The sequence below is a fragment of the Rhodococcus sp. H29-C3 genome (assembly GCF_030063405.1).
Taxonomy (GTDB): domain Bacteria; phylum Actinomycetota; class Actinomycetes; order Mycobacteriales; family Mycobacteriaceae; genus Rhodococcoides.
Window position 1 is genome coordinate 167,190 of the sequence record NZ_JASITC010000007.1, and the last position, 13,359, is coordinate 180,548.

General features: G+C 61.3%; 9 protein-coding genes. 1 reads left to right on the forward strand and 8 read right to left on the reverse strand.

Features of this window, described 5'->3' with window-relative positions; genetic code table 11:
• Positions 1 to 90: 90 nt before the first annotated feature.
• Complete coding sequence (gene gcvP, locus QMK32_RS17295; RefSeq protein WP_283476366.1) at positions 91 to 2,991, forward strand: aminomethyl-transferring glycine dehydrogenase; 2,901 nt, start codon at positions 91 to 93, stop codon at positions 2,989 to 2,991.
• Between the two features lie 2 nt (positions 2,992 to 2,993).
• On the opposite strand, the gene QMK32_RS17300 is transcribed toward gcvP, so the two are convergent.
• The 8 genes from QMK32_RS17300 to QMK32_RS17335 all read right to left on the reverse strand — a co-directional run bounded on the left by QMK32_RS17300 (position 2,994) and on the right by QMK32_RS17335 (position 13,355).
• Positions 2,994 to 4,133, reverse strand: coding sequence for a metallophosphoesterase (locus QMK32_RS17300; RefSeq protein WP_283476368.1), 1,140 nt, complete (start codon positions 4,131 to 4,133; stop codon positions 2,994 to 2,996).
• Positions 4,134 to 4,136: 3 nt separating this feature from the next.
• The gene (locus QMK32_RS17305) at positions 4,137 to 5,867 is read right to left on the reverse strand and encodes a substrate-binding domain-containing protein (RefSeq protein WP_283476369.1); all 1,731 of its coding nucleotides are present in this window, start codon (positions 5,865 to 5,867) and stop codon (positions 4,137 to 4,139) included.
• 20 nt (positions 5,868 to 5,887) lie between these two features.
• A complete protein-coding gene (locus QMK32_RS17310; protein ID WP_283476371.1) occupies positions 5,888 to 8,062 on the reverse strand; it encodes a malate synthase G in 2,175 nt (724 codons plus the stop codon).
• Between the two features lie 63 nt (positions 8,063 to 8,125).
• Positions 8,126 to 9,055, reverse strand: coding sequence for a 3-methyladenine DNA glycosylase (locus QMK32_RS17315; protein ID WP_283476372.1), 930 nt, complete (start codon positions 9,053 to 9,055; stop codon positions 8,126 to 8,128).
• 20 nt (positions 9,056 to 9,075) lie between these two features.
• Positions 9,076 to 10,197 carry a hemolysin family protein gene (locus QMK32_RS17320; protein WP_269305906.1) on the reverse strand — a complete coding sequence of 374 codons (1,122 nt, stop codon included), beginning with the start codon at positions 10,195 to 10,197 and terminating at the stop codon, positions 9,076 to 9,078.
• Positions 10,190 to 11,572 carry a hemolysin family protein gene (locus QMK32_RS17325; protein WP_283476375.1) on the reverse strand — a complete coding sequence of 461 codons (1,383 nt, stop codon included), beginning with the start codon at positions 11,570 to 11,572 and terminating at the stop codon, positions 10,190 to 10,192. Before QMK32_RS17325 ends, QMK32_RS17320 begins: the two co-directional genes overlap by 8 nt.
• 3 nt (positions 11,573 to 11,575) lie before the next feature.
• Positions 11,576 to 11,794, reverse strand: coding sequence for a hypothetical protein (locus QMK32_RS17330; protein ID WP_269305904.1), 219 nt, complete (start codon positions 11,792 to 11,794; stop codon positions 11,576 to 11,578).
• Positions 11,795 to 11,918: 124 nt separating this feature from the next.
• Positions 11,919 to 13,355 carry a GuaB1 family IMP dehydrogenase-related protein gene (locus tag QMK32_RS17335; protein ID WP_283476376.1) on the reverse strand — a complete coding sequence of 479 codons (1,437 nt, stop codon included), beginning with the start codon at positions 13,353 to 13,355 and terminating at the stop codon, positions 11,919 to 11,921.
• Positions 13,356 to 13,359 lie beyond the last annotated feature (4 nt).

Below are 13,359 nucleotides of genomic sequence, written 5' to 3' on the forward strand. Positions count from 1 at the left end.
CGGACAGCTCCTCGAGTCCGGATCGGCTGAATCTCTCAGGCGCTCGTTTCGGTGAGCACGCGACAGAGGGGGAGGATCCGGCCCTGTCGTATGCACACCTTGGAGCGCCCCGTGATCGAAAGTTCTTCTAGCACAGCTGATCTGAAATCGGTAAAGGCGCTGTTCGCCGACCGGCACATTGGCCCGGACAGTAACGAACTCGAACGAATACTTCACGTTGTGGGCGTCGCGTCGTTGGACGAGCTGGCAGCCCGTGCAGTGCCGAAGTCAATTCTCGATCCTGCGTCGTCTTCAGGTATCAGCGACGGTCTCGAAACCCTCCCGGAGCCGGTGGGTGAACATCAGGCTCTCGCCGAGTTGGCCGTCCTTGCCTCACACAACACAGTGGCGACGTCGATGATCGGTCTCGGCTACTACGACACGCTGACGCCACCGGTGTTGACTCGTGGAATACTCGAAAACCCAGCGTGGTACACCGCCTATACGCCCTATCAGCCGGAGATCAGTCAAGGTCGTTTGGAGGCGCTGCTCAACTTTCAAACAATGGTGTCCGATCTGACCGGAATGGAAGTGGCCAACGCGTCGATGCTCGACGAGTCCACTGCAGCCGCTGAGGCCATGACGCTTCTTCGCCGGGCTAATCGCAAGTCGACTTCATCGCGTTTCCTCGTGGACATCGATGTGTTCCCGCAGACTCGTGCGATCCTCCAAACCAGGGCTGAGCCGTTGGGCATCGACTTGGTCTCGATCGATCTGGCCAAGGGTCTTCCCGAAGGTGACTTCTTCGGTGTGCTTGCACAGACGGCCGGCGCCTCGGGGGCGTTGGTCGACCACACGGACACGATCGCGCGAGCACACGAGGCAGGTGCTCTCGTTGCGATCGGGGCAGACCTGTTGGCGCTGACTCTGCTCACCCCTCCCGGGGAAGTGGGTGCGGACGTATGTTTCGGCACCACTCAGCGTTTCGGAGTTCCCATGGGTTACGGCGGTCCACACGCCGGGTATCTCGCAGTGCATGCGCAACATTCGAGGCAGCTTCCAGGCCGCCTGGTCGGAGTGTCCGTCGACGCGGACGGAGACCTCGCCTACCGGCTTGCCCTGCAGACCAGGGAACAGCATATCCGTCGCGAGAAGGCGACCTCGAACATCTGCACCGCTCAGGTTCTGCTGGCGATAGTGGCGGCAATGTACGCCAGCTATCACGGAAGCGAAGGATTGCGAGCGATTGCGCGCCAAGTGAATTCGCACGCACGACGGCTTGCCGGCGGCCTTTCGAATTCTGGCATAGAACTGGTTTCGGACCGTTTCTTCGACACGGTCACGGCGATAGTTCCAGGACGCGCGCAGTGCATCATCGATGCGGCCAAGAGCTCAGGTATCAATCTTCGACACATCGATGCCGACAGAGTAGGAGTGTCCTGCGACGAGGCCACCACCACAGCCCATGTCGACGCAGTTCTGAGTGCTTTCGAAGCGGGTGACTCCATTTCTGAGTCGATCGAGTCCATTCCAGCGAACCTCGTGCGAACTTCCGAGTTCTTGACCCACCCGGCGTTCACTCGCCACCGATCCGAGACCTCGATGCTCCGCTACCTGCGAATGCTCTCGGACAAAGACATCGCGCTCGACAGAAGCATGATTCCTCTCGGCTCGTGCACGATGAAACTCAATGCAACAGCAGAAATGGAGTCGATCACCTGGCCACAATTCGCACGGTTGCACCCCTTCGCTCCCGACGACGACACGGCAGGAATACGTTCTGTCATAGCCGATGTCGAAAAGTGGTTGGTCGACATCACTGGCTACGACGCCGTCAGTCTTCAGCCCAACGCGGGAAGCCAAGGGGAGTATGCAGGATTGCTCGCGATCCGCAACTATCACCTCGGGCGGGGAGACAGTCACCGTGACGTCTGCCTGATTCCGTCGAGCGCACACGGCACGAACGCTGCCTCTGCCGTCATGGTCGGTATGAAGGTCGTCGTGGTGGCCTGCCGCAGCAACGGCGACGTCGACGTCGACGATCTGCGGGCCAAAATCGATCAGCATTCTGGTTCGTTGGCTGCGATCATGATCACCTATCCGTCCACCCACGGCGTCTACGAACACGAGATCGACGACATCTGCGCACTCGTACACGACGCCGGCGGTCAGGTGTACGTGGACGGGGCAAACTTGAATGCTCTTGTCGGCCTTGCCCGCCCGGGCCGTTTCGGTGGTGACGTAAGCCATCTGAATCTGCACAAGACGTTCTGCATTCCGCACGGTGGCGGCGGCCCCGGTGTCGGTCCGATCGGAGTACGCAGTCACCTGCAGCCATACCTTCCCGGGCACCCCCTGCGAGCCGACCTCGGGGGCGGACCCGCGGTATCGGGCGCGCCGTTCGGCAGTGCTTCGATCCTCACCATCACGTGGGCGTATATCCGCATGATGGGCGCGGTGGGGCTGCGTCGCGCGACTCTCACCGCCATCGCGTCGGCAAACTACATAGCCCGGCGTCTGGACGAGCACTTTCCGGTTCTCTACACCGGTGACAACGGGATGGTCGCGCACGAGTGCATCCTCGATCTTCGAGGATTGACCAAATCGACGGGCGTCACGGTCGACGATGTCGCCAAGCGTCTTGCCGACTATGGGTTCCATGCGCCGACAATGAGCTTCCCCGTCGCGGGCACTTTGATGGTCGAGCCGACCGAGAGTGAAAATTTGGACGAGATCGACGCCTTCTGTGACGCCATGATCGCGATCCGCGCTGAGATCGATCGAGTCGGTGCAGGGGAGTGGCCAGTGGAAGACAACCCACTTCGCGGTGCGCCGCACACTGCGAAAAGCCTCGTGGGTGAATGGAATCACCCGTATTCGAGGGCTGAGGCAGTGTTCCCCGACGCAGTGAACGGAAGGGCGAAGGTCTGGCCGTCAGTGCGAAGAATCGATGGGGCACACGGAGATCGAAACCTGGTGTGCTCTTGCCCGCCAATCGAGGCCTTCGCCTGAATCTATGCCCCGACGAGTTGCAGCATCGAGATTTCCGGCGGTGCTGCAACTCGTACCGGAGGACCCCACGCTCCGGCGCCGCGCGTGGTGAACAGGGTTGTGCCGCCGATCCTGTCCAGTCCCTCGACGCTCGGCTGCTGTAGCGGCACAAGGTAGCGCAGCGGCCAAATCTGACCCGCGTGGGTGTGTCCGGACACTTGCATGTCGACTCCCATGTCGGAAGCCTCGTTTGCCTGCTTGGGTTGGTGAGCCAGGAGAAGGACGAATCGATCGGACTCACGCCCTTTTAGGGCAGCGCTCAGATCGGGTTCGTAAGGTGCGGGTGCTGTCGCATCGTTGATGCCGGCGATGTCGATGCTTACCCCGTCGCGCGTCACTTCCTGGCGGTCGTTTCGCAACACAGTGATCCCCAGAGTCGACCATAGGTCGAGCCACTTACCGCCGTCGTCGGCGTAGAACTCATGGTTGCCACTAACTCCGAAGACGCCGAGCGGCGCCGACAATTCGCGGAGCGGGTCCAGATCGGAGCCGACGAGATCAACTGTCCCATCGATGAGATCGCCGTCCAACAAGATGAGGTCCGGGCCCTGCGCATTGATATCGTCGACGACCTTTCGAACGAAGGATTCCCCGCGGGCCGGTCCGACATGGAGATCGGACACCAACGCGACTCGCAGCCCGTCGAATTCCGTAGGAAGTCGCTCGAGGGCAACCGTCGTATTCGTTATCCGAGGTTCGCTTGCTTCGAATACTCCATATGCGACTGCGACGACGGACGCGGCGGCAACCAGTGCAGAACCAAGTCTGTTCACCCGAAACCGGATAGCACCGGACTCGCGTCCGCGCAGCGATGACACGATCCGGATCCCTAGAGTGACAACCCCGACGAGCAGGGTGCCCAGTACGAGATACAGAATCACAGCAAGCCAGGTGAGTCCTAGGAATCCTGGCAAGCGAGCCCAACTCGGATCGAACAACTCGCCCGAACCGATACCCACGAGGGCCAGAACCCACATGATTGCGAGAACGGCATCTGCGACCAAAGAATAGGGTCGGGGGAGTCGAGTACCCCGCACGAAACGGAGATGAATCACCAGACATACCAACGCGAGGAAGATGCCGAATGCAATAAGTCGAGTCATGTCTCAGTACAAGAACTTTCCGAGAAGTGCAGCTAGGTCGGATCCGTCCGACGACGAAACAGAGGTGAACGTGCCGCCGGTAACCGTGGACACCGCCTCCAAGGCCTCAGTATCGGCATTGGTTCCGATCGATACGACATCGACCGCTACAGGTCGGGCCGGATCGACAAGCTTGGTGATATCGGCCAACACACTCTCGGACGACTCTGCCGGATCGTCCTTCGGGCCGTCGGTGACGAGGACGATGCTGTTCGGTCGTCCCGGGACGAAACCTTCGAGTGCCGCACGGTATGCCGCGGTTATCGACGGGTAGGTCGAGGCTACGTTCTCGGGTTTCAGGCTCTGTGCAGCAGCAATGAGAGCTTGCCGTCTGCTACCGGCAGGAAGCTGTTCGGACACCGTGCCGGTGGGAACCAATATCCGATACGGACTGTCTTCGTCCAGGTCCTTGCTGTCGGACCACAAACCCAGTTCAGTCGAATCGATGACTGCGTCGAACTGTGCGGTGAGTGCAGATGCGACGTTCTGCAGACGCGATCGACCACCTTCTTCGGTGTCCATCGATGTCGATACATCCACGACAACTGTCGAGCGACGCTCTGTTGCAGGATTGGTCACAGCGTCGAGCAATGCTGCGCGGACGTCGGGTCCGGTTGGGGCGCCGAGAGATGACGATCCAGGGGGGTCGTATCCCGCGTCGGTGAAGATCTTCGAGTTCTCCGCTTGCAAGATGAACTCGACGAACTGGCCGCCGGCACGCTTGAGCGTCTCGTTCATCCAAGGCCCGGACATGATGACCGACGGATAGTCGATGGACACCGTCGAACCGGGTGGTGCATATCCCGTCAGTTCACTCTGACCGGACGTGCCGAGTTGTTGTTCGGTCACCGGAACCGAATGGATGTCGGCATCGGGTGATAGCCCTCCTGCCAACCTGGACAACGCCATATCCGTTGAATCGGGTACCGCCGCCTCAACCCCCCGATCTGTGGTCGCCAGGGCGGCCAACGCAGACCGCGTCGGCGACTTCAGGGGTAGTTGCAGTGTTGTCGTCGGCACATCGGAGGAAGTCGTTGCCGACGATGCGACGGCAGCGAGAACGGCTGTCGTCGCATCGGAATCCGGTCCGACGGGGAGTTGCAACCGTAGCCCACCCCATCCTGGAAGAGTGAGGCCGAGCAACGACTCCGGATTGCTTTGCAGTGCAGGGAGATCGGCCCAACCGACACCCTTCGCGTCCAGTGCGGCCGTCAACTGAGGAGGACTCGCGAGCACAACAGGGGTGCTGGCAATCGTCTTCGGCGTCCCGTCGACGGTTCCAGCTGGAAGCGCAGTGACCGAGTTGGAAGAACGTGGTATCCACAGCGCTGGGATCGGACCGAGTGCAGAGGGTTCCCAACTCTGCTCTCCTGCTGCCAGCGCGCGGGCGATGGCAGTCGAATCTGCCACCTCCACGGCGACAGAAATACAGTGATCACGAACGACGGGCCCGGTGGTGGCGAACCGTGTCGCAAGGTCGGTGACCTGTGAAGCAATATCGGGATCGACCGTGACCGACAAAGTCTCGGCACCTTCTACGCAGGTCTCCGCCGCTGCAGCACCCTGATCGGCTATCCGATCACGCAATTCGAACCACCCGAACACGGCGAGCACCACCACAATGATGGCGCCCACCGTGAACACTGGGCCTTTGCTGATACTCCGTATCCCACCGGAGTTGCGATGTTCACCCACGCGCGAAGGTTACGAGACCGTCAGTTGCCCGCGGCCTTGTACTCGCGTCTGCGTCGATGCAGAATCGGCTCGGTGTATCCGCTCGGCTGCTTGGCCCCTTGAAAAATCAGCTCGCTGGCGGCCTGGAACGCGATATTGGTATCGAAGTCCGGAGCCAGGTTCTTGTACGTAGGGTCGGACGCATTCTGGCGATCGACGATGGGGGCCATGCGTTCGAGGCTCGCACGGACTTGATCCTCGGTGACGATGCCGTGGCGCAGCCAGTTCGCAATGAACTGGCTCGAAATCCTCAGCGTCGCTCGATCTTCCATCAAGGCAATGTCGTTGATGTCGGGCACCTTGGAGCAACCGACTCCGTGATCGATCCACCGCACGACGTAGCCGAGAATCGACTGTGCACTGTTGTCGATTTCCTTCTGCTTCTGCTCTTCGCTCCAGTCGGTGGCGGGGGCGAGCGGAATCTCGAGGATCTCGTCGACGGTCGCGCGCTTGGCCTGTGCCAACTCGAGCTGGCGGGCGAAGACGTCGACCTTGTGGTAATGCAATGCGTGCAAAGTGGCCGCGGTGGGGGAGGGAACCCATGCGGTGTTGGCGCCGGCCTTCGGGTGGTTGATCTTCTGCTCGAGCATGTCGTGCATGAGATCGGGCATTGCCCACATGCCCTTGCCGATCTGAGCCTTACCCTTCATTCCTGCCGCGAGGCCCGTATCGACGTTGAAGTCCTCGTACGCCGAAATCCACTTCTGGGCCTTCATCTCGCCCTTGGGGACCATTGCGCCTGCCTCCATCGAGGTATGGATCTCGTCGCCGGTGCGGTCGAGGAAGCCGGTGTTGATGAAAACGACCCGCTCCTTGGCTGCCAGGATCGAGGCCTTCAAGTTGACCGTGGTGCGACGCTCTTCGTCCATGATGCCCACTTTGAGCGTGTTCTCCGGCAACCCGAGCACCTGCTCGACGCGGCCGAAGAGTTCCGCTGTGAACGCAACCTCATCGGGTCCGTGCATCTTCGGCTTGACGATGTACAGCGAACCGGTTCGGCTGTTCGAGAGGAGGTTGTCTGCGGTCAACGAGTGCATTCCGGTGAGCGAGGTGAACAGCGCATCGAGGATGCCCTCGGGAACTTCGTTGCCGTCGGCGTCGAGAATGGCATCCGAGGTCATCAGATGTCCGACGTTGCGGACGAACAACAGTGAGCGTCCGTGCAGGGTGACAGGTGACCCGTCGACTCCGGTGTACGTGCGATCAGAGTTCAGAACGCGAGTGAACGTCTTCCCACCCTTGGAAACATCCTCGGAAAGATCGCCTCTCATCAATCCGAGCCAGTTCCGGTAGCCGAGAACCTTGTCGTCGGCGTCCACGGCTGCGACCGAGTCCTCGAAATCCATGATGGTCGTGACTGCCGATTCGAGCAGCACGTCCTTCACGCCCGCCGCGTCGGTAGCACCGATCGGGCTCGTAGGGTCGATCTGAATCTCGAAATGCAAGCCGTTGTGTACGAACAGAATTGCTGTGGGTGCATCCGGCGTCCCGTGGTATCCGAGTAGCTGCGCCGGATCCTCGAGGCCGGTGGTGGTTCCGTCGGCGAGGGTGACTGTCAACGAAACCGCATCGACGACGTATCCGGTCGATCCGACATGTGACCCGGACGCCAGTGGGGCTGCCTCGTCGAGGAAATCGCGCGCAAAGGCGATGACCTTGTCGCCGCGCACCTTGTTGTAGGAGGTGCCCTTCTCGGCGCCGTCCGTTTCGGGGATGGCATCTGTGCCGTACAACGCGTCGTACAACGAGCCCCAACGCGCATTCGATGCGTTGATTGCGAATCGCGCGTTGAGAACGGGAACGACGAGCTGTGGTCCGGCCGTCGACGTAATTTCCGTGTCGACACCGGTGGTGGCGATGTCGAAGTCAGCGGGCTCGTCGACGAGGTAGCCGATTTCCTTCAGGAACGTCTTGTACGCCGCACGGTCGTAGTCGTTTCCGGCATGCTCACCGTGCCAGGCGTCGACCTTGCCCTGAATCTCTTCACGAACGGCCAGGAGCGCCTTGTTCTTGGGGGAGAGATCGGCGATTACCGCTTCAGCACCGGACCAGAACGCCTCCGATTGCACACCTGTACCCGGAAGTGCCTCGTTCTGTACGAAGTCGTACAGCACCTTGGCGACTTGAAGACCACCGACACGAACTCGCTCAGTCATGAATTCCTCACTCTTTCCGGTCTGGGCGCCCAGAAGGGCGGTAAAGCGACATCGGCCTAAATGTTACTTGGCAGTAAGTCGGCCACCGTACCCGCCGCTCACCAGTAGATTTTGGCATCGCATCGCCAGCGCCGAGCGGAGAGGGGCAGCCCTGGCCGACAGGTCGGTTTGCGCGCGCACATATTCTGACCGACCGGACGGTGTTTCGATCGCGATAGGCGATAGGCCATAGTCGGAGAGGTCGTATGGGCTGGCGCGCATATCGATCGCCCGTGCATCGAGTGCAAGTTCGAAGCAGTCGAGCACAAGGTCCGAGTCGATCAACGGTGAGAGTTTGTAACTCCACTTGTACAGATCCATGCTCGCGTGCACACAACCCGGCTGCTCTCGTTCGGTCCTACTCGTCGGGGACAGGTCGAGAAAATTCTTCGTGGCGGCGTCTGGGGTGAAAAATCTGAACGCATCGTAGTGTGTGCAGCGAATTTTCATCGACTCCACCACCGCATCGGTGCCGTCGTGGCCGAGCCGAAGCGGCACCGATCCGTGCCGCAATGCAGGCTGTCCGCCCCGATAGACCATTGCCCACTCATGGAGCCCGAAGCACCCCAGATTGGGTTTGCGCGTCATGGTCGCCTCGAGGAGGTCACGGGTGAACACGATGGCCGAACGCCTCTGCTCTACCAGAGAGCGTCGTACCCGATAGCCGGAGTCCGGTCCGTCGACGGGTTCGTAGGACGCGAACGCCGCGTAATCCTGAGCGGCTTCGCCGGTCAGGATTACCTCGAAACCTGGGTTCCAGCGCTTCAGGTGGCCGGGTTTGTAGCTGTAGTAGGTGAACAAGAAATCGAGCACCGGATGTGTATTGCCCTGTGCCCGATCGTGCAGATATGTACCGATCAAGCGGTCCACCCGAGCCGAGTGGTCCGCACGTCTGGCGGTCCAGTCCGGCTCCGTCAACGTGACCGACATCCCGGTCGCTGAGGTCTGCATCATCGGTCGGTGCTCGTCATCTTTCAGTTCTCGCCACCGGAACGTGCAGGCAAAGACTGGCCCGGTGACGGCCCTGCGATCCGGTGCGTGCCGTCACGGACGGTTCCGACGAACTCCTCGACCAAGTCTTCCAGTGCCACGATCCCGATCGTCGTGCCTGACGAATCGCTCACCGCGCCCAAGTGGCTGCTGGCCCGCCGAAGTCGAGTCAAAGCGTCGTCCAGCATCGTCTCGGAGGTGACCACCGGCAGCCTTCGGACCTCGGAACGCGGTATGACCGTCTCCGGACCAGCAGCGTCGTCGAGCATGTAGCTCAGAACGTCCTTCAGATGGAGATACCCGACCATCGATCCATCCTCGGCTTGCACCGGGTATCGCGAGAAGCCGGTGGCGATCACCGCCTCTTCGACGGATCCGAGGGTGGGACCCGAGCCGGGTTCGAGGCCGGAGAGACGCACGCTGCGGACCTTGGCGGATGGAATGAGCACCTCCGCCACCGTGCGCCCGGAGATGTCCAGCGCCTGGGTGAGGCGTCGGTGCTCCTCCTCGTCGATGAGACCTTCCGATCGTGACTCGCCGATCATCTGTGAGAGCTCGACGGCGGACACAGACGAATCCAACTCGTCTTTGGGCTCGATGCGCAATGCACGCAACGTGAGGTTGGCACACATGTTGTAAAACGAGATGAGCGGTTTGGCGAGCTTGATGAACATCAGATGGATCGGGACGAGCAACATTGCCGTCTTCTCCGGGCCTGCGATCGCGATGTTCTTCGGAACCATTTCGCCGATAAGGATGTGCAACACCACGACCAGCGCCAGTGCAATGGCGAAAGCTATCGGGTGCAGCAGGCCTTCCGGGATTCCGACCAGTTCGAGTGGCTTCTCGATCAGATGTGCCACCGCAGGCTCGCCGACGCGGCCGAGGAGGATGGAACAGATCGTGATTCCCAGCTGTGCCGCGGCAAGCATGAGGGACAGATTCTGACTGGCCTCGATTACCGATTTCGCCTTCTTCTTTCCCTGCGCCAGCAACGACTCCAGTCGGTCACGGCGCGCCGAAATCAGTGAGAACTCGGCGCCCACGAAAAAGGCATTGCCGCCGAGGAGGAGGACGGCGAGAAGTACGGACAGGTAATCACCCACGAGCCCTGACCTCCGATCGGATCTGCTCTATCACGTCGGGGCCGACCGGTTGCAACATCACTCGATCGATCCGTCTGCCATCCATTCTGGTGACTCGGCCCGCCCATCCACCGTGCGTATCGACAGGGTCTTCCTCCGGTGGATCGGGCATGATCACGCGGTCGCCTTCGACAGGAATACGTCCCAGCTCGGTCAATACGAGTCCGCCGATGGTGTCGTACTCGCCTTCCGGCGCCCGGTACCCGGTCGCGGCGGCCACTTCGTCGATTCGGAGCAGTCCCGAGCACAGCCAACTGTCCCCGAACCGCTGGACGTCGATCTCGGGCTCGTCATGTTCGTCCCTGACGTCGCCGATGATCTCTTCGATCAGGTCTTCCATGGTCACCAAGCCTGCTGTGCCACCGTATTCATCGACTACAAGGGCAACTTGCATGCCGTCGGAACGAACGCGCTCCATCACCGAGTCACCGTCGAGACTCGACGGCACGACCGGCACATCCTGCGCGAGAGAGTCAAGGCGAGTCCCAGCACGTTTGCCTATCGGCACTGTGAAAGCGTGCTTGATGTGTACGACACCAATAGTGTCGTCGAGGTCTCCGTCGACTACCGGGAAACGCGAAAAGCCAGTTCTAGCTGCAGTTTCGATAAGGTCGGATACCGAGTCGGATATCGACAGAGACTCGACTTTGACCCGGGGTGTCATCAGTTCCTCCGCGGATCGCTCGCCGAACTTCAGTGATCGGCCGACGAGTCTGGCCGTGCCCTCATCCAGGGATCCTTGCCGCGCAGACGTGCGCACGAGTGACCCCAGCTCACTCGCTGATCTTGCCGAGCGTAATTCTTCTGCGGGTTCGAGTCCGAGTCTGCGGACCAACCAATTGGCAGCGCCGTTGAGTCCGTTGATCGCCCACCGAAATACCATCGAGAACCCGGACATCGCGCCAGCCGTCGCCCTCGCGGTTCCCATCGGCATCGCGATTGCGATGTTCTTCGGAACAAGTTCACCGAAGATCATCGAAAACGATGTCGCGATGATCAGCGCCGCGGCCAACGACACAGCAGATGCAACCGAGGTAGATGCACCCAGTGCAGTCAGAACCGGGACGAAGAAGCCGGCGAGGACAGGTTCGGCGAGATAGCCGGTGATGAGTGTGGTGATGGTGATTCCGAGCTGGGCCCCGGAGAGCTGGAACGACAGCGTTCGGTGTGCACGTTGGACCTGACGTGAGCGCGCATCCCCGACGGTGCTTACGGACGAGTCGACCGTGCTCTTCTCGAGAGCTGTCAAAGAGAATTCGGCTGCCACGAACAACGCGGTACCTGCGGTAAGAGCCACGAACCCGATGAGGCCCGCGAGGCTGATGACTATGTCCATCCGCTACCGCCGCCGAAGTTCCGAGAGGAGCATCGCGCCCTGACCGGAAGCAACAGAGACGCGGCCGGATACAACCCCGCCGCGGTGTGGAGCTAGCTGGAACGATGGTGGTCCGCCGGGTTTGTCTCCCGGCTCGATAGAGGAGCCCTCCGAAGTGGAGCCCTCGTCACCGGACTCGGTCGGCGCAGTCTCGGTGCTGGTGATGACGGGTGCCTCAGGCACCTGGTTCCCTTCTGTTGTTCCGCTACGAATCGATCGGCGGAAGTGAGTTGTAAGCGTGAGCCATCATTCTACCGGCAGTCGGGCAGGAGATTGGATCCTGGGCCGGACCGACCGCCGTCACAGGTCACCACCCGGATGGAAGCGGGCGACCTTCGGCGAAACCGGCCGCCGACTGCACACCGAGCACGGCGCGCTCATGAAGTTCGGGAAGGGTGCGGGCACCTGCATAGGTACATGTACTTCGAACTCCGGAACAGATGTAGTCGATGAGATCCTCGACGCCGGGGCGATCCGGGTCCAAGCGCATTCGCGAACTGGAGATTCCCTCTTCGAACAGTGCCTTCCTAGCTCGATCGAACGCACTGTCGGCCAACGTGCGTGCAGCGACGGCGCGCTTGGACGCCATTCCGAAGCTCTCCTTGTACGCGTTGCCCGCTGAATCGACCCGAAGATCGCCCGGTGACTCGTAAGTACCGGCGAACCATGACCCGATCATCACGTTCGCCGCACCCGCTGCCAACGCAAGCGCGACATCTCGCGGATGGCGAACCCCGCCGTCGGCCCACACCGAGGCACCCAATTCGGCGGCAGCCGCCGAACACTCGGCGACGGCCGAGAACTGTGGTCGGCCGACTCCGGTCATCATCCGGGTCGTGCACATCGCCCCGGGCCCGACGCCGACCTTGACGATGTTCGCGCCGGCGGCCACGAGATCTCGAGTGGCTGTAGCGGAAACGACATTGCCTGCCGCGAGTGGAACACCGAGATCGAGGGACCGGACCGAAGCCAAAGCGTCGAGCATCTTCTTCTGGTGACCGTGGGCAGTGTCGATCACGAGTAGGTCAGCGCCCGCCTCGACGAGCGCCTGAGCCTTCGCCGCGACATCGCCGTTGATTCCGACAGCGGCCGCGACGCGCAGCCGCCTTGAACTGTCCAGAGCAGGCGCGTAGATGCCGGTACGGATTGCCCCGGTGCGCGTCAGGACACCGGCGAGTGCCCCATCCGGTTCGATCAGAACGGCAAGTCCCTCATGAGCGGCGTCCAACGCATCGAAGATCGCTCGAGGGGACGCGTCGGACGGCACCGTGACGAAGTCCGTCGCGGCGACCGATTGCAGTCTGGCGAACCGGTCGACATCCGCGCAGGTCGACTCGGTGACGACGCCGATGGGTCGGCCGCCTTCCACGACGACTACCGCGCCGTGGGCCCTCTTGTGCATCAAAGCGAGGGCGTCCGACACCGACGCATCCGGCCCGAGTACGACCGGAGTGTCTGCGATCAGATCCCGGCTCTTGACGAACGCGACGGTCTCGGCCACGGCTGCGGTCGGTAGATCCTGAGGAAGAACGGCAATGCCACCCCTGCGAGCAACAGTTTCGGCCATTCTGCGGCCCGAGACGGCGGTCATGTTCGAGACGACGATAGGGATGGTCGTGCCGGATCCGTCGACTGTGGAGAGATCGACATCGAATCTGGAAGTGACATCGGTTCGGTTCGGGACGAGGAAAACATCGTCGTACGTCAGGTCATGGGGCGGATGTTGGCCATCGAGGAACTGCACGTTG

Coding starts and splice junctions, on each gene's coding strand:
- QMK32_RS17325 (WP_283476375.1), bottom strand. CDS start 11,572: ATGGACATAGTCATCAGCCTCGCGGGCCTCATCGGGTTCGTGGCTCTT.
- gcvP (WP_283476366.1), top strand. CDS start 91: ATGCACACCTTGGAGCGCCCCGTGATCGAAAGTTCTTCTAGCACAGCT.
- QMK32_RS17315 (WP_283476372.1), bottom strand. CDS start 9,055: ATGATGCAGACCTCAGCGACCGGGATGTCGGTCACGTTGACGGAGCCG.
- QMK32_RS17310 (WP_283476371.1), bottom strand. CDS start 8,062: ATGACTGAGCGAGTTCGTGTCGGTGGTCTTCAAGTCGCCAAGGTGCTG.
- QMK32_RS17300 (WP_283476368.1), bottom strand. CDS start 4,133: ATGACTCGACTTATTGCATTCGGCATCTTCCTCGCGTTGGTATGTCTG.